We start from the raw sequence: 22130 nt of genomic DNA on the forward strand, positions 1-22130 counted from the left end.
AGGTTATTTTTAAAAATTAACTATAGTTTAAATCTCTTGGCATATTGCGTCATATTTTTTTCATTAACCAACTACCTCATTTTAAGTAGATCAACAAAATGCTCTATGCGTACACTCTTTTGCTTAGCTCGGTATATCGCATATATGGGGGCAATACTGGGTTGATCCGCAGCAAGCGGACGATACACAATCTGCTTATTCCAAAAACCTTGAATCGATGCTGGAACAATCGAAAGCCCAATCCCTGCTGCAATCAAATTCAGACTTGACGTTAAACGTGGTGCTTCCTGCACGATATTGGGACTAAAACCAGCTTGATAACAATTTGCCAAAATATTATCAAACAAGTCTTGTCCACCTAAACGGCGATATAGCACAAATTCATAAGCCTCTAAATCAGACAACCGAATTGTCCCCTGTTCCTCTGCCAAAGGGTGGTTGCTCGGCAAAGCCACGATGAGTGGTTCATCGAGCACATAAAAACTATGCAAATCAGCATGAATAGGGGCAGGTTTACGTAAAAAGGCGATATCTAATTTTTCGTTGATCACAGCATCTACCAAAGAGCTACTGCTGTCTTCTTCTAAATGAATCGCCACAGCAGAAAAATGCTCTCGATACTGGCGCAATAAAGCAGGCAAAAAAGGATGTAACCCCACAGAGTGAGTAAATCCAATATTGATCTGCCCTTCCTTTCCTTGAGCAATATTACGTACTCTTTGGGGAATGGAATCGGCATGATCCAAAATCGTAATGGCTTCTTGGTATAAGGCTTTACCCGCTTCAGTCACCTCCACACCGCGAGGTAGACGTTTAAGCAATACCGTATCTAAATCTTTCTCTAAGCTTTTGATAAGTCGCGTCAATGGCGGTTGCTGTATATGCAAGCGCACAGCAGCCTTGGAAATATTACTTTCCTCCACCACAGCAATAAATGCCTTGAGTTTATGAATATCAATCATACATACCTTGAGAGTATAGATAAGGAAAAATAAAGCATTTGTAAATATACCACTATTCCACCATCCTATCATGAGTCAGATTGATGAGGATAATCCCCAATGAAAGCTCAAGTCATCTCCGTAGCGGACCTAACACAATCAAGTACCCCAGATTGTAAAGCGCTATTTATGGGATTTATGAGACTGGGCTTAATGGGATTTGGTGGAGTCTTACCACTGGCGCAAAGAGTGATCGTCGAAGAGCAAAAATGGATTGACCTGAACAAATTTACCGACCTACTTGGGATCTGTCAGATATTACCCGGCGGCAATATCATTAACATGGCCGTTGCGATTGGAATGGAGTTTCAAGGCGTTAAAGGGGCGATCAGTGCATTATTAGGTCTGATTTCTGCTCCAACAGCGATTGTCTTGCTGATTTATCAAACTTACGTGCATTTCCAGCATTTATCGAGCGTCAAGCATTTAATCCAAGGTTTAGCCGCTGCCGCTGCAGGTTTGCTTTTTGCAACAGGTTTACGCATGCTGCAGCCCATTTTAAAAAGTTATCTCACCCTGATCACGATTGCGCTGACCGCAGTTTTTATGCTTTGGATCAAACTGCCATTAATCCTCACCCTGATCCTTTTAGTGGTAATGAATATGTTGATCTTAGGAGTGAAAAAATCATGATATTGCTTACGCTTGCAATGGTATTTACTCAGCTTTCTATCGTCGCGTTTGGTGGAGGAAATGCGATCTTGCCAGAAATGCAGCATCAAGTTGTCACTGTACATCAATGGATGACAGCCGAACAATTTAGCTCCTTATTTGCGATGGCGCAGGCAGCCCCCGGTCCCAATATGATGATTGTCCCTTTGGTGGGTTGGCATGTTGCAGGACCAGCAGGACTACTTGCGACCTCGATTGCCAAGTTTGGTCCATCTTCTGTCTTAACCATCTATGCACTGAAGTTTTGGCAACATTTTAAAGATCATCCTTTGAGAGCACGCTTTGAACAAGCACTAAGACCAATTACAGTCGGTTTGGTGTTGGTCAGCGCATGGCTGATTGCTGATGCATCTGTACAAAATTTCTTGCTCGTTTTGATTGTGATTTTGACCGCAGCTTTAGGGCTATTTAAGAAGATACATCCTTTATGGGTCATGGTATTGGGTGCAGGATTAGGTGTTTGCTTCCTCTAAATCCTCATAAAAAAAGACCTGTATTTCATCAATACAGGTCTTTACTATCAGATTTACTCTTTATTTCTCTAATGTAGACTCAAAAGCCTTGAGACGTTTATGAATCGACATTAACTCAATAATCGTTGGCCATGAACTAATCAAATATTGGAATGAACTACGTACCTGATTAAAGACATTTAAGATTTGCATCATCAATCCTAAGGTAATTGCACCCGCAGCAATCGATGGAAACAAAATAAAGAGTCCATAAATATTATCTAACTGCATATACCAAATACGCACTAAATTAAAGTAGGCATAATGAAAATATAGACGAAAATAATTTTGACGTACTTTGGAAAAAAGCTGTTTAAGTGTTTGTGGTTGTGCCCGATCATGCTGATCTTCCCCATAAACTAATTCTTTACGGAAGGCCGCCTCTACTTTTTGATTATTAAACTCTAAACCCGGCAACTTATAACCAACAACCATCAATACAACTGTACCCAACACTGCCCAACCAATTGCAGCAATCATAAGTGCATGTGGAATTTCCCCAACAATAGGTAACTCTTTTACATGTACAGATAATTGTACCAAGATCGGTAAAAAAGCAATCAAGGTTAAAAGTGCTTCGACGAGATTAACCCCAAGTGTTTCCGTCGTCTTCGCAAAACGCATCGTATCCTCTTGAATACGCTGTGAAGCCCCCTCAATATGTCTTAATCGCTCCCAATGTGAGGTATAAAAATCATTCATCGCTGTACGCCAACGAAAAACATAATGGCTCACAAAGAACAAGTTAAACACAGCAAAAGTCACATAGACCATCGCTATATATAGGAAGGTCATGACACCTGAATAGAGTTCTTGTACATTGCCACCACCACTAGATAACATGGTTTGGATGAGATTATAAAATGGGTTATACCACGCATTAATCACGACACTGACTTGTACCCCAAACCAGATATTAAACAAAATAAATGCCGACCCCCAGACTGACCAACGCTGCCATTTATTGTCGGAGAAAAATCGCCAAAAAATCGCAAATAATGCTGTTGCCGCAAAAAACCAAAGGTAGAACCATAGAAATGTTGGAGACCAAAAACGGCTCACATCAATGGGTAAAGCTGTCTCATGATATCCCGCTGAAAAGCCAAGATATGTCCCCCATTCTTTTCCACCTGAATACCATAACAACATGTTAATGATGACCCACAGTAACAATGAAGCAAAAAAATAACGTGGATTTGGGAAAAAAGATTTAAACATCGTACTGAACTATCCTTGTGGTGCTGCAATAGACGGATGGTTGTATGCTATAACCTCAAACTTAAATCAGTCTGATGGATTGCTAATGTAGTTATTTACCTGTTTTTTCATTATTTTCATAGCGTTTTATCAGGCATTTTTTTATTGTTTTGATCATTTTCGGAAAATCTTTCGATCTTGTTTTAACCCCCATCATCCTTGATTAAGGCAATAGCGCATTCACGCGTTCTTTTGAATAACGCTTGGTTTGAATTGCCAGCTGAATATCTGCAAGTTTACTTTGCGCAGCATCAACGCCAGCTTGCATGGTGATTTCACGTCCTTTCACATCAAAAATATGAACTTTCTCACGTAGGTCTGGTTGAATCACAATATCCGCGTATTTAAGTTCTTCTTCTGCTAATCGCCCCTGCATGATATTGATATTTTGGTTAAACAGCCCCCAAACATTGGTCGTTTCTGTATGGACGGGTTGCGCCAGAATATCCACCGCAATGACAATATCCGCTCCCAAATCTCGTGCAACTTGAACCGGTACAGGACTTACCAAACCGCCATCAACATATTCGTTGTGACCAATTTTGATCGGAACAAACATACTTGGAATCGAAGCCGAAGCACGTACTGCCTGCCCAGTGTTGCCATAATTAAAGACAGTTTTAGTTCCTTCTTTCAGTTCAGTTGCGACTACATACATCGGGATCTTAAGGCGCTGTAATGGTGTATTTTGGACTTGCTCATTGACATAATCCTCAACTTTTTTCCCATCGAAGAAACCTTTTAAACTAACACTCACATCACGTACATCATTGGCTTTTAACTTGAGTGCAATCTCACGTAACTCAGCTGCACTTTTTCCACTGGCATAGATTGAACCTACAATACTTCCGGCACTGGTTCCTACGATTAAATCAGGACGAATGCCATGTTGCTCTAACACCTCAATCACACCAATATGTGCATAACCTCGTGCACCACCACTGCCTAAAACCAATGCGACGACAGGGCGTTTTTGTTGTTTAATTTTAGCGAAGGGTTTTTCTACAACACGTGTTTGAGCGTCTTCCACAACTGGAGATATATGTGCAGTTGTTTGACAACCAACCAAGGTCATCATCGGTATAACTAACATCCATAATCCAAGCTGTTTCATACGCAATCTGGGCCATTTCCACGCAATTTTCGAGCAAATTTTAACGACTCAATTGTGAAAATACTGTAGCAATTTTTTGTATTTTGACAGCAAAACGGCGTAAAAAAGCTCCTCGAAAGGAGCTTTACGACTTAGAACATTACCAAATATCCGAATCAACTTTTTTCTTCAATTCTGGATATTGATCCAACTTAAACTCAGGTTCTTTAACACCCTTTTTAAGCTGAGAGAGGTAATCTCTTAATAAAATCAATAAGATTGGCGTGAGCAATAAAATTGCAATCAAGTTAATGGTTGCCATTAATCCCATAGATAAATCGGCCATTGACCAAACTAATGGAACGCTGGTGATTGCACCAAAGTACACCATGACCAACACCAATACTCGGAAAATGAACATGATTGTTGGATTGTTATTGATAAATTGTACGTTACTTTCTGCGTAAGCATAGTTACCAATAATCGAACTAAACGCAAATAAGAACAACAGCACCGCTAGGAAACCACCGCCCCAACTTCCGATCTGACTCTCTAAGGCTTTTTGAGTTAAGGTCACACCTTCAAACCCTGCCTCATGATACAAACCTGAAACCATGATAATAATAGCTGTACACGAACAAACCACGAACGTATCAACAAATACCCCCAGCATTTGTACCAAGCCTTGATTTACAGGATGTTTAACATCTGATGCTGCTGCGGCATTCGGCGCAGAACCCATACCTGCTTCATTTGAGAATAAACCACGTTTGATTCCCATCATCATTGCCATAGAAATCATTGCACCAAAGAAACCGCCTGCTGCCGCTTCAAATTCAAATGCTTTGGTGAAAATCAATTTGAAAATTTCAGGCAAGATTGGGAAGTTAATCATCGCAATATATAACGCCACCAAAATATAAAGCAGCGCCATAAAAGGAACGATTTTTTCTGCAACTTTAGCGATACGCTTGATACCACCAAAGATCACCAACGCGGTCATAATAACCAGTACGATTCCAAGCCATGAAACTTCTAAATCAAGCCCACCTAAACCTAGAGTAAGATTGGCTTTATCCCAACCCCAAGCGTGTGAAGTTGCACCGATAATTGCATTCGCTTGCACCGCATTGAAAACAAAACCATAAGCAAGAATGAGTGAAAGCGCGAACACGACACCAAGCCATTTTTGTTTTAAACCTTGAGTAATGTAGTAAGCAGGTCCACCACGAAATTGTTTATTCTGATGATCGCGGACTTTAAATAACTGGGCTAATGAAGACTCAACAAATGCCGAACTCATCCCTAAAAAAGCAGTCAACCACATCCAGAACACAGCCCCAGGTCCACCAATCGCAATTGCAATCGCAACCCCTGCAACATTTCCGACCCCAACACGACTGGCCAAACCTGTCACAAAGGCCTGAAAAGGGGTAATACCATGATCGTCTTGCCCTTCTTTACGGCTACCTTTCATCACACGAATACTGTGTAAAAAGAGGCGTAACTGTACTGCACCCGTAATCAAGGTATAAAACAAACCGACTGCAACGAGTAAAATAACCAAGAAATTCCACAGCGGATCATTCAAGTATTGTACCCACGACATGAGTGTGGCATTTAATTGTTCATTCATCACTTATTCGCTTTTGCATGTGCTATGTAAATATCAACATAGACGATTAACAATGGATGAATCAAAAAAGCCCCATTTGGGGCTTTTGATCCGACTTAGGCAAAGAATTTCAAGATCACTTGAATTACAGTTGCGTTAATTAAATCGACAAAGAAAGCACCACATAATGGAACAATTAAGAATGCTTTATGTGATGGTCCATACATATTGGTAATGGCTTGCATGTTTGCAACCGCAGTTGGTGTTGCCCCCATACCAAAACCACAATGACCCGCAGCCAATACCGCAGCATCATAGTTTTTACCCATGATCCGGAAGGTAATAAATGCTGCATACAATGCCATCACTAAAGTTTGCGCCGTTAGAATGATCACCAATGGGCCAGCCAAGTCAGCCAATTGCCACAACTTGAGAGATAACAATGCCATTGCTAAGTATAAAGAAAGTGATGCATTACCAAATACATCAATTGCGCGATCAAAAATATCGACCTTCAACACACTTTCTAAAATATTACGTAGGATAACACCGCCGCCTAAGGCCCAAACGAAGGTTGGTAATTCAAACCATGTGCCTTTGCTGTATCCCGTCATAAACTCTGCAAATGCAAGACAAGCAGCAAACATACCTAACGTGGTAATCGCATTGTCAGCAGTAATCAAACGGACTTGATGTGGATTTTCAAAAGGTGCTAAATCTTCTGGATGTGGATCTGGATGAGTATCACGATCTTCGATCTGTGCAGGCGTTTTTGCGCGCGCTAAACTATGACGGTTAATTAGCAACTTCGCCAAAGGACCACCGATAATACCACCGATAATCAAACCAAAAGTTGCACTCGCCATACCCAATGCCAATGCACCTTGGATACCGTATTGGGTTTCAAAAATCTCACCCCACGCACCCGCCGTACCATGACCACCTGTTAAGGTTACAGAGCCTGCGATTAGACCAATCAGAGGATCAACCCCCAATAAGGTTGCCAAACTCATGCCTACCGCATTTTGTACAACAATATAAGCTGCGACACAGCCAAGGAAGAGTACTAAGCCTATACCACCTTCCTTTAGCTTCATAAAATTGGCACTCAAACCAATCGAAGCAAAGAAGATCAACATAAAGCTTGTCTGTAACTGACTACTAAAGGTAATACTGTATCCCAAGAATGAATGGACCAGTAATGACAGTATTGCAGCAACCAAACCACCAGCGACTGGCTCAGGAATATTATAACGCTTTAAGAAATCAATTTTGTTGACGAGCAAACGTCCTAATAACAAAACGATAACCGCTGAGATTAAGGTATAAAAACCATTAAAAGTAAATTCCATATCTTCTTCCGTTTATTTCATTTGTTCTTAGACGTTTTTTCCATCTTATAAACAATGAAATAGTAACTCTCAAAATGAGTGAAAACTCAATCCACTTAATAAAACAATACAGTTCTTTGTAAGAATGTAGCTTCGATCAAGTTGATTCATTTTCACGGATGATTACACCTACAGGATAGGCTAGAAGTTATAGCGTGCCATTGCTCCTACACGGCTATCCTTACCTTTTTGTCCATCAAAGGTTTTACGTTCACCATAGATATACTCCAGACCAAACGTAATAGGTGTGACAGGTGAATACATGACGTTCCACCAGCCTTGTTGCAAAGTCTTATTTTGGGTTTCATCTGTTACAGCCTGTTGAGCAAAGTCATTGCTATCATCTGCAAACATTGCGCCATACGCTAAAGTACTACGCAATTTAGGCGTAATTTGATAGCTTGTACCGACAGTCAATGCATCAAACTCATTCAGATTTAAACCCATATTATTTGGATTCACATTAAAAGCATTGTTGGTATAGAGTAAAAATTTACTGTCACCTTTGACATGCGAATAGTCAACCATCGCTTGCAATGCATCTGTGAGTTTATATTTTGCACCGACTGCAACACCCCAACCTAAATCTGAATCATTGCGACTGATTTGCATGTTGTCTTTGTTAAAAGCAACTTTACTACGTGCTTCTGTCAATAAAGCACGTACAGACGTCGTGCCTTTCCCTTCTGCAAAATCATATTTCAGTTTAGAGCTTAGCGCTGGTACTCGATTATCATCATTGCCTTTTTCCAAAGCAATGGCATAACTTATATCTGGATTTAATTTATTACTGTAACGCACCATTGGCGTACGATAAGTACCAATTCCTAATGGCGAGTTAAAATCAAGCATTTCTGGCTGTAAATCAGTTGCCAAAAATGTCGATGTGGTTTGACCAAACAACCAATCATTCATGGTTAAGTAAGCATGACGAATACGGATCGTGTCATTATTGCTACCACCACGGAAATCAACTTCTAACTTTCCACCCACTTCTGTGCCTTCAACTGGCGATTTAAAATCGAGGCCCAGTCGCGTTACAGTCGCTGTGCTATAGAAACGATCACTATTTTTTTCAGCGCCTTCCAAATCTACTTTATTGATGCGGTTAAAAATCCCATCACCACCCTTTGCTTGATAAGATGCGTCACCACGCAAAAAACCATAGAGTTTAACTTGCGCACCGGAAGCAGTTTGTATCGCGAGTGGAGATTTTTTTGCAGGCTCTGTATTTACAACTTTAATATTTTGATTATGTGTTGTAACAGATGCAGGTTGTGCAACAACTTGAGAGGCAACATTTTCTTGTTTTGGTTGTGAAACATATTGTTCTAGTAAAGCCCTTAATTCACTCACTTCTGCACGAAGTTGTTGAATTTGCTCTTGCTCACTCGTCGCGTGAGCAGTGTTCATCATAAGAGTAGCAACAATAATTGCTAAACTTTGCATTACGAACGGCTTGCGGATGAGAGTTAAACTCATAAGAAGCTCCTTTATCCAGTGTATATTTCCACGTTTTCCCAAAGCATAAAACTCGAAAATTAAAATGCTTTGTACAGAAAATCCCCCCACCCTAATCAGTAAGGAAAGTCTAATCGGTTTTTTAAAAAAGGGCGTATTATGCATAAATTTAGGATATTGTGTGTACTTTTTTATTCGAAGAGCCACGGCACTTTTTAGAATACCTATAAAATATTTTATTTTTTCATCGTGTTATAAATAAAATTATTTTTCATGCAAATATAGCATAGTTCAAAAAACGCACTAGAATAATCAAGTCATTTGCAGTAATGACTATTTTTCACCCAACATATAAACCATGTTCAAAAAATCATCCGCAAATCTCATGTATTGCTTTATAGTCACCTCACATGAGAAAGATTCGAAAATAAAGAGGCATTTTTTATGAACATGGAACAAGTCCGTTACGTGGATGAGGCAATCCGATCTCGTCATTCTGTACGTGCATTTTTAGACCGCCCTATTGAGCAACAAATCATCAAAGATATTCTAGATGTTGCCTGTCGTGCCCCTTCAGGTACAAATACTCAACCTTGGAAGGTTTATGTCATCACAGGAAAAAAACGTACGGAAATGATTGACCGTGTTTGTACTGCCCAAGTTGAATCATTCCAAAATCCTGCGCTTGCATCACAATACAAAGAAACCTTTGCCTATTATCCTGAAACATGGATTTCACCTTTTATTGATCGCCGCCGAGAAAATGGTTGGGGACTCTATGGTTTATTAGGTATCCAAAAAGGTGAGAAAGAAAAGATGGCGGCACAGCAGTTGCGTAACTTTCAATTGTTCGATGCACCTGTTGGTCTTTATTTTACTGTGAATAAAGTCATGGGCATTGGTGCCAAAATGGATATCTCCATGATGATTCAAAATGTCATGATCGCCGCTAAAGCTCGTGGCTTGGATACTTGCCCACAAGCCGCATGGAACCATTTTCATCCAATCGTTTTAGATGTTTTGGGTGCCCCAGACGATGAAGAGCTGGTTTGTGCGATCGCACTCGGTTATGCCGACCCCGAACATATTGTGAATACCTTCATTACGCCTCGTGAGCCAGTTGAAAATTTCACTGTGTTTCTTGATGAATGATTAAAGTTTAGGACAATCCCAGTTAGAGGCTATAGAAATCTATAGCCTTCTAAACTGAAGCTCGCTGTTGTCGCCCAACTTTAAAGATCATCAATAATCCAAGGCTGGTAAACATCAGCATCATCAGCCCCATATTCAGTGATGCCTTCCAAACTAAAAAGTTCAGTATCACCCCACCCAATAAACCACAGGAAAACTGCATACTCCCCATAATCGCACTCGCTGTACCTGCACGAGCACCTTGTTCAGACATTGCCAATGCCATTGCATTCGGACCTGTCAAACCAATACCAGAAACAACCAAAAATAAGCCTGACATTAAAAACCACAAGGGCGCATTGACCATCAATCCAGCGCTCACCACGCAAACTGCTCCAAAGCACTGGATTGAACCGCCAAGGACTAAACGAGGAAATACCCCCATTCGCGTATTCAAATGCTTATTTAATGAAGACATCAACATAATGCCCGCAGCATTAAAGGCAAAAGCATAAGAAAAATGTTGCTGTGACAAACCATACTGCCCCATGAAAACTGCGGAAGCAGAACTGATATAACAAAATAGTGCTGCGCCAGTCAGACACCCAGCCAGCATCGGAAGTCTAAAGCTTTGATCCTTAAAAATGGCAGCGTATAGAGTGGTTACTTGATAAGTCGATAATTTTAAACGGCGTTCTACAGGCAGTGATTCTTTAAAGAAAAAGTGTACACATAAGCCACAAATCACCCCAATCATTGCTAAACAAACAAAAATAGACTGCCAAGGAAAGAAAATTAAAATCCATGCCCCAAAAATCGGTGCCAAAATCGGTGCCAATCCCATCACAATCATCATGCTCGAAAAAGCTTGTGCTGAACCTTGTACATCTAATCGATCTCGAATCGCAGCCCTAGCAATCACGACGCCAACACAGCCCCCCAACGCCTGAAAGATACGAGCAATGATCAGCGCCCATTCATTCGTAACTAAAACACAGGCTAAACTGGCAATCACATAGAGCGTCAACCCAAAATATAAGGGTGTTTTTCGACCTATCCGATCACTGACCGGTCCATAAAAAAGCTGCCCGATGGCAAGCCCTAAAAAGTAAGCTGGTAGAGTATTGGCCACCATTTGGGTACTTACCCCAAATTCATCAGCCATCTGAGGTAAGGCAGGCAGATACATATCAATAGATAAAGGTCCCAAGGCCGTTAACAAAGCAAGCAACATAATCCATGTTGTTGAATATTGACGTTGATTGGTTGGCTCTACCTGCATAATGCTCTACTATTCAAGTTTATTCATGTGCAAGCTTAACACTCTCACGTGAATTTGTGCATAATAATACTGTCTGTTAATCATTGATAAACATTCAGCGCACGCAGAATAATTTGATTGCAAAATACAAGAAGGATAAACCTTGAATTCTGGGTTAAAACGCTTAAAACAAGCGACCTATAACACCACGTTTATGTATAACGTACGGATGTTAATTGCTTTTACAGGAACGGCTTTCGTTCCTTATTTGCTCGACCACCAACTTGCAACCATTCCACTTACGCTGGGTGTCGTAGCAGCAGCAATCAGTGACATTGACGATCGCTTTTCAGTTCGTCTAATGAACCTGATCTATACATATATTGGTTTCTTTATTACCGCGGCGTCAGTTCAGCTACTCTTCCCTTATCCAATTGCGTTTGCAGTTGGCTTAATTGCTTCGTGCATCGGATGGATTCTATTAGGTTCACTTGGGCGTCGCTATGCAACGATTGCCTATGGCTGTCTGGTGATCTCTGTCTATACCATGTTGGGTGTACATCTATTTGAAGAATGGTATCTGCAACCTGCACTTTTAGTCGTTGGTGCTGCCTGGTATGGTTTGCTCTCCACCATTAGCTTTTTATTGTTCCCTGTTCGCCAACTACAAGATCAACTTGCTGCGTCCTATAATGCTTTAGGCGGTTTTCTATATGCTAAGTCAAACTTATTTGATGTAGATATGACGCCATCCAGTTATCAACAAAGCATGATTGATTTGTCCATGGAGAACAGCAAACTTATTGGACTTTTCAACAACTTACGCGTTGCGTTATTAACCCGACTCAAAGGTGATAGAGGACAAAAAGATACACGTAGAAGTCTCCAATACTATTTTGTTGCACAAGACATTCATGAGCGTGCAGATTCAGCACATATTGACTATCAAAAACTAACCAAAGTTTTTCAACACAGTGACATTCTATTTCGTTTTCAACGAATTCTATCTATTCAAGGAAAGGCTTGTCAGGATTTAGCTCAATCTATCTTAAGTCGTACCCGCTATACCCACAATAAACGCTTTAAACATAGCTTTGAAAATCTAAGATTGTCTTTGGAAAAACTTCGTGAAGATGGGCTATATGATCAAGTGCGGGTCAATGCACTGTTCGCACTGTATCAAAATCTTAAATCGATTGATGCACAATTACAAAACTTAGAAACCGAACGAAATCTCGTTTTAGATAATGCTCAACAGCCTGAGCATCAACTCAAAGATGATGATCTCAAAGGCATGAAGGATATCGTTGTTCGAATCAAACAGAATCTTACGCCTGAGTCTGTTTTATTTCGCCATGCTGTCCGCTTATCAATTGTGCTTTTTATTGGCTATCTCTTTATCCAAATGACCAATATTGCTTATGGCTATTGGATTTTATTGACAGCACTGTTTGTTTGCCAACCCAACTTTAACGCGACTAAACGTCGGTTATATTTACGGATTATTGGTACTTTGGTTGGGATCATCGTCGGTCTTGCCATTATCTATTTTATTCCTTCACTCGAAGGTCAACTGGTGATGCTAGTGTTAAGCGGCATTTTGTTCTTTGAATTACGAAGTAAACAATATGCTCAAGCCACTGCATTTATTACCATCCTTGCTTTAATTAATTTCAACTTGGATGGTTCCGCGTTTGCCGCAGGATTTCCTCGTTTTATTGACACAATTATCGGTTGTGCATTGGCATGGTTTGGTGTCAGCTTTATCTGGCCAGATTGGAAATTCCGTAGACTTCCACGTTCAATTCAACGTGCTCTACAAGCCCAATGCCAATACTTAGCTGAAGTCGTCACTCAATATCATCAAGGGCACAACAATGCCCTCAATTATCGTGTAGTTCGACGCGCAGCACATAATACCGATGCTGAGGTTGCTTCTTTAATTTCTACGTTGGCTACGGAGCCTAATATTGACAGCACTCAAAAAGCCCAAGCTTTTGAATTCTTATGTCTAAGCCATACTTTTTTAAGTTATATCGCAGCACTCGGTGCACATCGTGAACAAATACAGGACCAAGAAGTTCTTGACCTACTAGATCAAGCTTTGGATGACATTCAAGGCGCATTACTTAGAGATGAAGTCCCGGACCTTTCCGCACAAAATATGCTACAAACCATCAGGCAGCGCTTAACCCAAAAAGAAAGTAATGAAAACGACCAAAAGTCATTGATTATTTTACAGCAGCTGTCACTTATGCTCAGTATTTTGACTCGTTTGAGTATGCTCAAACAAAGCTTAGGACATGAACCAAGTGAGGATGGCACTGAGTTTGCGTCACTTTAACCTTGAACTATCCTTTGGATTTCATAGTACTTGATACATTGGTAGAATATCTTTGATTATGAGGGTTTATAACGTGTCAACACCCTCTATTAATGCTAAACTTAACTCAGTTCTAAACTCATTTTTTAAACTATGACCGCCAAAACCCCTTACGCTTATACGCTACAACCTGTTCCTTATGAAGTTTCTGAAGTTGAACAACGTCAAGCTCAACTGATGATTTGGCGCAGCAGCAACAAATTTAGCCGCAAAGCTTGGATCATTATGATCTCTCTTGTTGTGCTTTCTTTAGTCGCAGCAGGACTTATCAAATATTACTCGACTTACTCGACTGTGATTTGCTGGGTAGTCATCATTGGGGTTGCTTTTTACTACCTCACCAAAAAGTTTGGTCTTGAATGGTATGTAAAACGTAAAATGAAAGAATTCCCAGTACAAGAAATTAAAGGGATTCGCTTAGGCGTACAACCGCATGGTCTTGTAATGCGTCAAAAAGTAGGTTTACAAGATGGTACAGCAACCATTGGCTGGAAAGATATCTATGAATGGTATGCTTCACCTGACTTTATTTTGGTTAACTTCAAAGTAAAAACACCAAAAGGTGATGAGCAACAAGGTGCTTATATTTTACCTAAACGAATGGATTCAAAGAACTTCTCTTTCAAAACCATTCGCAGACATTTAACTGAAACTGTGGGTGCGCCAAAGTCTATCTAAATCCCCCTCTTATTTAAAAGCCTCTCATTATTAATAGATTGAGAGGCTTTTTTATAGCCACAAAAAACAAATGATAATCAAAATCAATATTACCTACAAAATCCACATTATGTACGTATTCTTGCGTTATAATTTTTTACATGAATTCCATTATCTTTTCATTTTTCAACCATGTTTAAAAAAGTTTTCTTCCAAATCCATTGGTTTTTAGGCATTACTGCGGGCTTAATTCTTTCGTTAATGGGAATCACAGGTGCAATTTACTCCTACGATCAACAAATCCTGAAGTGGATCAACCAAGAAAGCTATGTCGTTGAAGTCGTCAATACACCTAAGCTTACCCCAGCCCAACTTTATCAGCACTTTAACCAGCAACAACCTGAAATCGAAATCAATAGTATTACCATCGCTGCCGACCCTGCTGCATCCTCTACTGTTAATATTAAAAAAGAAGGTGCACGTCGCGGCTATAACATGATGGTCAATCCATATACCGCAGAAATATTACCCGAAGTAAAAGGGCGAGAATTTTTCCAATTCATTCAACGCTTGCATCGAAATCTCACTGCGGGTGAATATGGAGCTCAGATCACTGGTGCATCAACATTGATGCTGATTTTTTTTGTACTCAGTGGACTTTACTTACGCTTTCCCAAAAAACATAGCTTGAAACAATGGCTTTTCATTAAACCCAAATTAAAAGGTCGTAACTTTATTTGGGACTTGCATGCAGTCGTTGGTACGTGGGTAGTTGCTTTCTATCTTCTATTTGCCTGTACAGGTCTATATTGGTCATATGATTGGTGGCGTGCAGGTATGTTCAAAGTCATGGGTGTAGAGCAACCACAACGTCATCAACAAAATCATGACCAAAACAAAAAAGAACAACCCGACTTATCAAATCAACAAGTGAATACAATTTTGACCCAAGCTTGGACTGGAGTGAATGCCAATATTGGTCGTGAATATTCGAGTTTGACCCTCAATATTCCTAAGCTCGCTGATCAAAAAATTGCGTTAACCTTTATTGATCCAACTCCACAGCACGAGCGTGCACGCAATCAAGCAATCTATAATTATCAAAGTCATCAATTTGAAAAACTAGATCTCTATGAAGATAAAAAGCTTAATGAAAAAATCATGAGCAGTATGCTTCCTGTCCACCGAGGAAGCTTCTTTGGATCAACCTATCAATTTATTGCGATGCTTGCCTCACTGACAATGCCGTTATTTTTTGTGACAGGTTGGATGCTTTATCTTAAGAGACGAAAGCAGAAAAAACTCACTCAATCAGCACGCCAAACGTTAATCAACCAACAAATAGATCCAAATGCAACCCCATGGTTAATTAGCTATGCATCGCAAACTGGCATGGCAGAACAACTGGCTTGGCGTACTGCTACCAGTTTACAAGAGGCACAACAACCAACAACGGTTAAACCAATCCAACAACTCACTGAACAGGATCTGCAACAAGCACAGCAGGTTTTATTCGTTGTGAGCACATATGGCACAGGTGAAGCCCCTGATCTTGCCACCAGTTTTAGTAAAAAACTCATGCAGCAATCGCTTGATCTTGCTCATCTAAAATATGCTGTATTAGCGCTTGGTTCAAAAGAATACCCTGACAGTTACTGTCGTTTTGGTTATGTTGTTGATGCATGGTTAAAACAGTGCAAAGCCCAAGCTTTGTTTGATCTTGTCGAAGTTGATAATGCCAATAACGAGGATATTCAACGGTGGAATCAGGCTTTGTCGGTTGTGACTCAGCATGAATTACATGCAATGAATATTGAAAAAGTCTTTGATCAATGGACTTTAACTGAACGTAAATTATTAAACCCGAACAGTTTGGGAAATGCAGCTTACAATATTGAGCTCAGAGCTCCTTATGACATAACATGGCATGCAGGTGATATCGCAGAAATCCAACCTGAAAATAGTTTGATTGAGATTCAAAACTTCTTGATTAAATATCAAATTCCAGCGCAGGTAGAGATTAAATCACTCAATCTTACGATTGAACAAGCACTATGGAATAAGAATTTACGTATTGAGATTGATCAAATCGACGATCTCGAAACGTTAGTTGCACAGTTACCGACTTTACCGACCCGTGAATATTCAATCGCCAGTATTCCTTCACAGCAATTACTACGACTTGTGGTACGTCAAAAGTACGATGCAAATGGCGAACTCGGATTAGGTTCGGGCTGGCTTACAGAGTTTGCTCAACTAAAACAAACCATTGCATTGCGTATTCGCACTAATGAATCATTTCATTTGATTGATGATAACCGCCCAATTATTTGTATTGGCAACGGTACAGGCATTGCAGGTTTGATGAGTCTATTACAGCAACGCAATCGACAAAACTATACCGCCAACTGGTTGATTTTTGGAGAGCGTCAGCATCAATGTGATTTCTTCTATGAAGAAACCATTCAAGCATGGCTAAACATGGGAAGTTTACAGCGTCTCGATCTGGCTTTTTCTAGAGATCAGGAGCAACGTCGATATGTTCAAGACGTATTACGCGAACATGCAGATGAGTTGAAAAACTGGATTGAGCAAGGGGCTGTCATTTATGTCTGTGGTAGCATTGAAGGCATGGCCACTGGTGTAGATCAGGCCCTAAACGATATTTTAGGTGAAGAAGCTGTTGATGAATTAAGACAAACCCAACGTTATCGACGGGATGTATATTAGTCCATATTTTAAAAGTAAAAAACGAGTGGTTCACCACTCGTTTTTTACTTGATGAATGAAAAGATTTGCCTTTCGACTTTTTTTCCATACACTTAGCAAGTTTAAATCGACATCGATTCAGAGTATGCAAATAAGTTCTTGGCTTCGTATTTTTTTTGCGGTTATCGGTTTTATATTATTAATCGATGGCGCAGTGCTCATTGCGCTTAAGAAAATTCATATCGGAACCGTATTACCTTTATTACTTGGGCTTTTTTTCTGTCTCTATTCATTTTTTTACTATCACCTAGAACGCTTTTTTTTCTACCATTTTCGTCTGCATTCAATTTGGAGGTTTGGCTGGCTGTGCTTTTGGGTATGGTTGATTAGCTTAGGCTATTTCTTTAACTATTTAAATAAGAATAATAGCCAAGTAGAAGTACCGACTTCAGTCGCTGCCATCATTGTACTAGGCAGTGGTATCGAAAATGGTCAACCATCTGCTACGCTTGCAAAACGCTTAGATCGTGCCGCCCCAATTGCCCTCACCCAACCAAATGCTAAACTATTGCTCACAGGTGGTGTTGATTTTGGTGAAACAGAAAGTGAAGCCATTGTGATGTCACGCTATTTACAGCAACAACATCATATTCCAGCAACACAAATAATATTGGAAGATAAAAGTACCAGTACTGAATTAAATCTCAAAAATAGCCAACCCCTATTACAAGCTCACAAGATTTCACTTCAACAACCTATCGCGATTGTCACGAGTGACTTCCATACACTTCGTGCAGCCGCAATTGCGAAAAAACAAGGGTATAGCAATATCGTGACAATCGGTGCTACAACACCGTTACAAACACGATATAACGCGTGGTTAAGAGAATATTTTGCTTACGCGAGCGGTTGGGTACTTAATGAATATTGATTGGGCAAAACCCAATCAATTTTCCAGATGAGATCAAAATATCTCAAAGACTTATTGATGTATCCGAATATCACGAGGTAACGGTAATTTTAATTCAGCAAAAATATCAGGGCGCTGTAAATAGATTTGATACAAGAAATTTTTGATATCCAATAACAAAGTATCTGGAGTTACCAGCAGATTATTGCCCTCAGGGGTTAAATCTAAAGATAGAATTGTATTATTTTCTTTTAGAAATGGGATCATTTTTCCCACAAAATCCATCAAGGGAACTTCTTGCAGCTCGTATTTCGCCCAATTGTCTTTGATTAATAATTTAGCCAAACTTTTATTTTGCCAGACTGAAAGTGCATGCTGTCCAGAAGGCGTTGAACATAATGCCCAGCCATCGTGATATAGCGCAATCACTTGGCGTTGCAAAATAATATTTTCAATAAATTTGCGATAATTGTCTTTAGAAGAGGTGTTTGATGTCGTTGCTTGAGATTTCGACGCAGCCTTACGTTGATAAGGGTTTCTCATATATTACTTCAATATTAGAATCATTATTGAGGCTAATAATAAAAGAATTTAATATTGATTACAACGATTTGAAACAGAGACTATCAAAGGAGATATGGTGGGCGCTGACGGGATCGAACCGCCGACATTCTGCTTGTAAGGCAGACGCTCTACCAACTGAGCTAAGCGCCCTGAGCGAGGATAAACAAAGCGAAGCTTTGTCTGAGCGCAAGAGAAAAATCTTTGATTTTTCTAATGGCATCTCGAATCAGAGATCAAGTATAAAGATACTTGTTAAAACTATCATCCTCTTGAACAGGGAATCAAGAGAATGGCGCAGCGGACGGGGCTCGAACCCGCGACCCTCGGCGTGACAGGCCGATATTCTAACCAACTGAACTACCGCTGCACTATGATACTTCTGTAAAGAAGTAAATGTCACAAATTATGGTGGGCGCTGACGGGATCGAACCGCCGACATTCTGCTTGTAAGGCAGACGCTCTACCAACTGAGCTAAGCGCCCTGAGGAATAAAAATTGATTGACTATCAATTTTTATGACGCAAGACAAACAAAGTGCGTAGTCTTGTATCCTAAGGTATACCCATTCTTGCAATCTTAAAGTGGCGCAGCGGACGGGGCTCGAACCCGCGACCCTCGGCGTGACAGGCCGATATTCTAACCAACTGAACTACCGCTGCACGATAATTTTGCAATTATGGCAAACGACTATTAAAACTTAAGTGGCGCAGCGGACGGGGCTCGAACCCGCGACCCTCGGCGTGACAGGCCGATATTCTAACCAACTGAACTACCGCTGCACTTGAGTTTTAACGTAAAGGCTTGGTGGGCGCTGACGGGATCGAACCGCCGACATTCTGCTTGTAAGGCAGACGCTCTACCAACTGAGCTAAGCGCCCTTAACGTCTTCATCGTTTGTGAGGTGCATTATAGAGAATCTTTACAGACTGTCAAACGCTTTTCATATACTTTTCCGAAAAAACCACCTGAGTGATTAAAAAATAAGTAATTCTTTGATAATTCCAATGTTTTCGTATTTTATTTAAACACTTCTTTCTGATTTTATCATCGACTCATCCAGCGCATGTTCCGAAATATAAACCAATGCCTGCTCTGAAATCAGCTCAAAAAGCTCAATAACCTCATCATTCTTCATTCGAATACAGCCATGCGACATTGGGATGCCCATAGGTTCTGTCTCTGGTGTTCCATGAATATAGATATATCGCTTGAATGTATCACATCCATCACCTTGATTGAATCCAGCTTGTAACCCATCCAACCACAAAATCCGAGAAAGAATCCAGTCTCGTTCAGGAAATTGTTGCGCAAGATCTTGATCGTATATTTCACCAGTCGCTTGTCGGGCAATAAAAACCGAATTTTTAGGCGCATCATCACCAATTTTCTGAGCAATACGATGCCACCCTCTTGGTGTCTTCCCTGTATTTTCTTGCTCACCAATACCATTTTTTCCTGAGGAAATAACATAAAGTTTATTATGTTTTGGCAAGTACAAAGTTTGTTGTGCTAAGTCAATTAAGATATCGGCCTGTTCGAGCGCATAGGGCATGTTCAGTCTCTATATTTTTAATCAGATGGTGTTATTTCAACATAAATAGAACTGCTTTTCTGTAGTTTTGATATAAGACAGGATGATTATTGATTTTCAGATGCTCGTCTTATTACAAAGCTTTAATTCCATCTCAGGACAAAGCGTTGCTTTTCTTAACTCGCCACTCACAGCATAGCTGCTCGTCTTGCGCATGAGGAATATATTCCACAAGAGCGTTGCTTTTCTTAACTCGCCACTTGCGGCATAGCCGCTCGTCTTGCACTCGGACAAAGCGTTGCTTTGTTTATCCTCGCTCAGGCTCTGGACGGAACCACAGCCAAACAGCAACAATAAACATGGTTGTATTGGTAAAGACCTTTACCAAAAAAGGTGCATTGGTAAATAACATCAAAATGCCGCTAATTAACATCATAATGCTGGCAAGCCACTTTGCTCTCCGTGGCACAGTTCCATTTTCTCGCCAGTTACGCAAGGTAGGACCATATTTGGGATGATTGAGTAACCACGCATCCATTTGTGGCCAACCTTTAGATGCCGCCCAAGCAGCGATAATGAGAAAAACAGTGGTTGGCATGCCTGGCAAAATAGCCCCTATGATCCCTAATGTCACAAAAAGGATAACTAAACTGCGCCAGAATAGGATCTTCATTTACCAATTCACCAACATGTCAAAACAACCGTGCTAGTATAAAGTGTTTTTGTTCTTGTTTCTTAAACTTAGTCCATTATTTCCATGATCGAGTTCCTTCATGTTTAGCGTCGCTGACCGTCCTTGCTTTTTTGAACCATGGTTAAAATTTAAGAACCCAATTGTACGTCAACTGGCCTTCGCTATCGCTAGTCCAAATATTTTATCAGCCGTCCCTAGCGAGCTAATGATAAAAAACAAGTTTGACTTACACGATAACGCGACTTGGCAAATACTGTATCAAAACTACGAAAAACGTTTATATCAACTCGAGCAACAACCTCAACCTTTACACGACTTTTTAGCTCGACTTAAAAGTACTCGCTTAGGTTTACGTTTTGAGAACTTACTTTGGTTTTGGTTACTCGATGACGAATACCACCCTTATAAACTGTTAGGGCATAGTATCCAAAAAATTGCTGGTGCAATCACTTTAGGCGAAATTGATTTTCTTGTGCTTAATCAACTGACACAAGAAGTTGAGCATTGGGAGGTTGCTTTAAAATATTATCTTGGCGAGGGTCATTTAAATCTAGCGCACTGGTATGGACTCAATCGAGAAGATACATTACATCGTAAACTAAAGCATTTTACTGATCGCCAATTTCAATTTTCAGAAGCAAATGGCTATAACATCCAACGAAAATTTGCGGTCATGAAAGGCCAACTTTATCTTCCCCATCAACAGAAAAACAATCAATGCTTACCGATGTGGATAAATACATCTCGTCAATTAGGAACATGGGGAACGAGTATCCCTCAGCAAACATACTATCGACTTCAACGCCATGAATGGCTTTGCCCGAATCAAATAGCCACTTCATCCAATGCAATATGGTGGACCGACGGTTTATATCATACAACTGAATCTGATCCGGCATTTTATATGTTCCGCCAACCTGCATTATTATTTAATCAAACTTAACTTACCCAAGTAACATTTCATAACACATCTATAATCAAACCATTATGTTCATTTTCTTCTAATTTTCTTAGCCTCTTAAATACATCAAAATTAAATTGAAACGGAGAATATGATGAAAAAAGTTTTATTTGCATCAATCATGACTGCTTTTGTTTTAACAGGCTGTAATACATTTAAAGGTTTTGGCCAAGATGTGTCAAAAGCTGGTGATAAGGTTACTCAAACGGCTGAAAAGACACAAAATAAAATGTAATTTTACCGAACAATCCCCCACAAGACCTTATCTACACGTAGATAAGGTTTATTTTGACATACCTTTCTTGGCAATATTCCCCTATTATATCG

General features: G+C 40.1%; 19 protein-coding genes and 6 tRNA genes. 9 read left to right on the forward strand and 16 right to left on the reverse strand.

The genetic code is table 11. The features are described from left to right. Positions 1 to 71: 71 nt before the first annotated feature. On the reverse strand, positions 72 to 962 hold the full coding sequence (locus DK207_RS01520; RefSeq protein ID WP_075314937.1) for a LysR family transcriptional regulator: 891 nt from the start codon (positions 960 to 962) through the stop codon (positions 72 to 74). Positions 963 to 1061: 99 nt separating this feature from the next. Between DK207_RS01520 and DK207_RS01525 the strand changes: the two genes are divergently transcribed. Next, complete coding sequence (locus tag DK207_RS01525; protein WP_109439688.1) at positions 1062 to 1634, forward strand: chromate transporter; 573 nt, start codon at positions 1062 to 1064, stop codon at positions 1632 to 1634. Next, positions 1631 to 2146 (forward strand): chromate transporter, encoded by a 516-nt coding sequence (locus tag DK207_RS01530; protein ID WP_100833952.1) that lies wholly within the window; start codon positions 1631 to 1633, stop codon positions 2144 to 2146. Before DK207_RS01525 ends, DK207_RS01530 begins: the two co-directional genes overlap by 4 nt. A gap of 60 nt (positions 2147 to 2206) precedes the next feature. On the opposite strand, the gene sbmA is transcribed toward DK207_RS01530, so the two are convergent. The 5 genes from sbmA to DK207_RS01555 form a co-directional block, all read right to left on the reverse strand. Beyond that, complete coding sequence (gene sbmA / locus DK207_RS01535; RefSeq protein ID WP_109439689.1) at positions 2207 to 3403, reverse strand: peptide antibiotic transporter SbmA; 1197 nt, start codon at positions 3401 to 3403, stop codon at positions 2207 to 2209. A 202-nt stretch (positions 3404 to 3605) separates the two neighbouring features. Then, complete coding sequence (locus tag DK207_RS01540) at positions 3606 to 4556, reverse strand: patatin-like phospholipase family protein (RefSeq protein WP_205680115.1); 951 nt, start codon at positions 4554 to 4556, stop codon at positions 3606 to 3608. Positions 4557 to 4695: 139 nt separating this feature from the next. Then, positions 4696 to 6171: an alanine/glycine:cation symporter family protein gene (locus tag DK207_RS01545; protein ID WP_109439690.1), complete on the reverse strand. Its 1476-nt coding sequence runs from the start codon at positions 6169 to 6171 to the stop codon at positions 4696 to 4698. A 95-nt stretch (positions 6172 to 6266) separates the two neighbouring features. Beyond that, on the reverse strand, positions 6267 to 7502 hold the full coding sequence (gene gltS / locus DK207_RS01550; protein WP_005083164.1) for a sodium/glutamate symporter: 1236 nt from the start codon (positions 7500 to 7502) through the stop codon (positions 6267 to 6269). Between the two features lie 180 nt (positions 7503 to 7682). Then, entirely contained in the window at positions 7683 to 9023 is a 1341-nt protein-coding gene (locus tag DK207_RS01555; RefSeq protein WP_109439691.1) for a DcaP family trimeric outer membrane transporter, read from the reverse strand. A gap of 423 nt (positions 9024 to 9446) precedes the next feature. On the opposite strand from DK207_RS01555, the gene DK207_RS01560 reads away from it, so the two are divergent. Further along, entirely contained in the window at positions 9447 to 10154 is a 708-nt protein-coding gene (locus tag DK207_RS01560; RefSeq protein ID WP_109439692.1) for a nitroreductase, read from the forward strand. Positions 10155 to 10203: 49 nt separating this feature from the next. Here the strand turns inward: DK207_RS01560 and DK207_RS01565 are convergent, their stop codons facing one another. Next, entirely contained in the window at positions 10204 to 11415 is a 1212-nt protein-coding gene (locus DK207_RS01565) for a multidrug effflux MFS transporter (RefSeq protein WP_109439693.1), read from the reverse strand. A gap of 142 nt (positions 11416 to 11557) precedes the next feature. On the opposite strand from DK207_RS01565, the gene yccS reads away from it, so the two are divergent. The 4 genes from yccS (at position 11558) to DK207_RS01585 (ending at position 18074) form a co-directional block, all read left to right on the forward strand. After that, positions 11558 to 13738 (forward strand): YccS family putative transporter, encoded by a 2181-nt coding sequence (yccS, locus tag DK207_RS01570; RefSeq protein WP_109439694.1) that lies wholly within the window; start codon positions 11558 to 11560, stop codon positions 13736 to 13738. Between the two features lie 132 nt (positions 13739 to 13870). Continuing rightward, positions 13871 to 14455 carry a YcxB family protein gene (locus DK207_RS01575; protein WP_100833956.1) on the forward strand — a complete coding sequence of 195 codons (585 nt, stop codon included), beginning with the start codon at positions 13871 to 13873 and terminating at the stop codon, positions 14453 to 14455. Between the two features lie 171 nt (positions 14456 to 14626). Next, positions 14627 to 17164: a PepSY domain-containing protein gene (locus tag DK207_RS01580; RefSeq protein ID WP_109439695.1), complete on the forward strand. Its 2538-nt coding sequence runs from the start codon at positions 14627 to 14629 to the stop codon at positions 17162 to 17164. A gap of 124 nt (positions 17165 to 17288) precedes the next feature. Continuing rightward, positions 17289 to 18074 carry a YdcF family protein gene (locus DK207_RS01585; protein WP_109439696.1) on the forward strand — a complete coding sequence of 262 codons (786 nt, stop codon included), beginning with the start codon at positions 17289 to 17291 and terminating at the stop codon, positions 18072 to 18074. Between the two features lie 51 nt (positions 18075 to 18125). Here DK207_RS01585 and DK207_RS01590 read toward each other — a convergent pair whose 3' ends face one another. The 9 genes from DK207_RS01590 to DK207_RS01630 all read right to left on the reverse strand — a co-directional run bounded on the left by DK207_RS01590 (position 18126) and on the right by DK207_RS01630 (position 20821). After that, positions 18126 to 18596 (reverse strand): DUF2750 domain-containing protein, encoded by a 471-nt coding sequence (locus DK207_RS01590; protein ID WP_109439697.1) that lies wholly within the window; start codon positions 18594 to 18596, stop codon positions 18126 to 18128. 95 nt (positions 18597 to 18691) lie between these two features. Then, positions 18692 to 18767: transfer RNA gene (locus tag DK207_RS01595), tRNA-Val, on the reverse strand. A gap of 140 nt (positions 18768 to 18907) precedes the next feature. After that, positions 18908 to 18984: transfer RNA gene (locus DK207_RS01600), tRNA-Asp, on the reverse strand. 39 nt (positions 18985 to 19023) lie between these two features. Beyond that, a tRNA-Val gene (locus tag DK207_RS01605) sits at positions 19024 to 19099 on the reverse strand. A 100-nt stretch (positions 19100 to 19199) separates the two neighbouring features. Beyond that, positions 19200 to 19276 (reverse strand) — tRNA-Asp (locus DK207_RS01610). A gap of 43 nt (positions 19277 to 19319) precedes the next feature. Further along, positions 19320 to 19396: transfer RNA gene (locus tag DK207_RS01615), tRNA-Asp, on the reverse strand. Positions 19397 to 19419: 23 nt separating this feature from the next. Further along, a tRNA-Val gene (locus DK207_RS01620) sits at positions 19420 to 19495 on the reverse strand. Between the two features lie 143 nt (positions 19496 to 19638). Further along, entirely contained in the window at positions 19639 to 20169 is a 531-nt protein-coding gene (elsL, locus tag DK207_RS01625) for a cell wall-recycling L,D-carboxypeptidase ElsL (protein ID WP_100833958.1), read from the reverse strand. 286 nt (positions 20170 to 20455) lie between these two features. Next, a complete protein-coding gene (locus DK207_RS01630; RefSeq protein ID WP_109439698.1) occupies positions 20456 to 20821 on the reverse strand; it encodes a YbaN family protein in 366 nt (121 codons plus the stop codon). 100 nt (positions 20822 to 20921) lie between these two features. Here DK207_RS01630 and DK207_RS01635 point away from each other — a divergent pair, with 100 nt between their 5' ends. Beyond that, positions 20922 to 21785, forward strand: coding sequence for a DUF1853 family protein (locus DK207_RS01635; RefSeq protein WP_100833960.1), 864 nt, complete (start codon positions 20922 to 20924; stop codon positions 21783 to 21785). Positions 21786 to 21894: 109 nt separating this feature from the next. Beyond that, positions 21895 to 22038: an entericidin A/B family lipoprotein gene (locus DK207_RS01640; protein ID WP_161401361.1), complete on the forward strand. Its 144-nt coding sequence runs from the start codon at positions 21895 to 21897 to the stop codon at positions 22036 to 22038. The last annotated feature ends 92 nt before the right edge of the window (positions 22039 to 22130 follow it).

It is taken from the genome of Acinetobacter haemolyticus, assembly GCF_900406815.1.
In the GTDB taxonomy this organism is placed as follows: domain Bacteria; phylum Pseudomonadota; class Gammaproteobacteria; order Pseudomonadales; family Moraxellaceae; genus Acinetobacter; species Acinetobacter haemolyticus_A.

What these genes read in the sequence shown, in the direction of transcription:
- DK207_RS01520 (WP_075314937.1), bottom strand. Translation starts at nt 962, where the DNA reads ATGATTGATATTCATAAACTCAAGGCATTTATTGCTGTGGTGGAGGAA.
- DK207_RS01525 (WP_109439688.1), top strand. Translation starts at nt 1,062, where the DNA reads ATGAAAGCTCAAGTCATCTCCGTAGCGGACCTAACACAATCAAGTACC.
- DK207_RS01530 (WP_100833952.1), top strand. Translation starts at nt 1,631, where the DNA reads ATGATATTGCTTACGCTTGCAATGGTATTTACTCAGCTTTCTATCGTC.
- sbmA (WP_109439689.1), bottom strand. Translation starts at nt 3,403, where the DNA reads ATGTTTAAATCTTTTTTCCCAAATCCACGTTATTTTTTTGCTTCATTG.
- DK207_RS01540 (WP_205680115.1), bottom strand. Translation starts at nt 4,556, where the DNA reads ATGAAACAGCTTGGATTATGGATGTTAGTTATACCGATGATGACCTTG.
- DK207_RS01545 (WP_109439690.1), bottom strand. Translation starts at nt 6,171, where the DNA reads ATGAATGAACAATTAAATGCCACACTCATGTCGTGGGTACAATACTTG.
- gltS (WP_005083164.1), bottom strand. Translation starts at nt 7,502, where the DNA reads ATGGAATTTACTTTTAATGGTTTTTATACCTTAATCTCAGCGGTTATC.
- DK207_RS01555 (WP_109439691.1), bottom strand. Translation starts at nt 9,023, where the DNA reads ATGAGTTTAACTCTCATCCGCAAGCCGTTCGTAATGCAAAGTTTAGCA.
- DK207_RS01560 (WP_109439692.1), top strand. Translation starts at nt 9,447, where the DNA reads ATGAACATGGAACAAGTCCGTTACGTGGATGAGGCAATCCGATCTCGT.
- DK207_RS01565 (WP_109439693.1), bottom strand. Translation starts at nt 11,415, where the DNA reads ATGCAGGTAGAGCCAACCAATCAACGTCAATATTCAACAACATGGATT.
- DK207_RS01575 (WP_100833956.1), top strand. Translation starts at nt 13,871, where the DNA reads ATGACCGCCAAAACCCCTTACGCTTATACGCTACAACCTGTTCCTTAT.
- DK207_RS01580 (WP_109439695.1), top strand. Translation starts at nt 14,627, where the DNA reads ATGTTTAAAAAAGTTTTCTTCCAAATCCATTGGTTTTTAGGCATTACT.
- DK207_RS01585 (WP_109439696.1), top strand. Translation starts at nt 17,289, where the DNA reads ATGCAAATAAGTTCTTGGCTTCGTATTTTTTTTGCGGTTATCGGTTTT.
- DK207_RS01590 (WP_109439697.1), bottom strand. Translation starts at nt 18,596, where the DNA reads ATGAGAAACCCTTATCAACGTAAGGCTGCGTCGAAATCTCAAGCAACG.
- elsL (WP_100833958.1), bottom strand. Translation starts at nt 20,169, where the DNA reads ATGCCCTATGCGCTCGAACAGGCCGATATCTTAATTGACTTAGCACAA.
- DK207_RS01630 (WP_109439698.1), bottom strand. Translation starts at nt 20,821, where the DNA reads ATGAAGATCCTATTCTGGCGCAGTTTAGTTATCCTTTTTGTGACATTA.
- DK207_RS01635 (WP_100833960.1), top strand. Translation starts at nt 20,922, where the DNA reads ATGTTTAGCGTCGCTGACCGTCCTTGCTTTTTTGAACCATGGTTAAAA.
- DK207_RS01640 (WP_161401361.1), top strand. Translation starts at nt 21,895, where the DNA reads ATGATGAAAAAAGTTTTATTTGCATCAATCATGACTGCTTTTGTTTTA.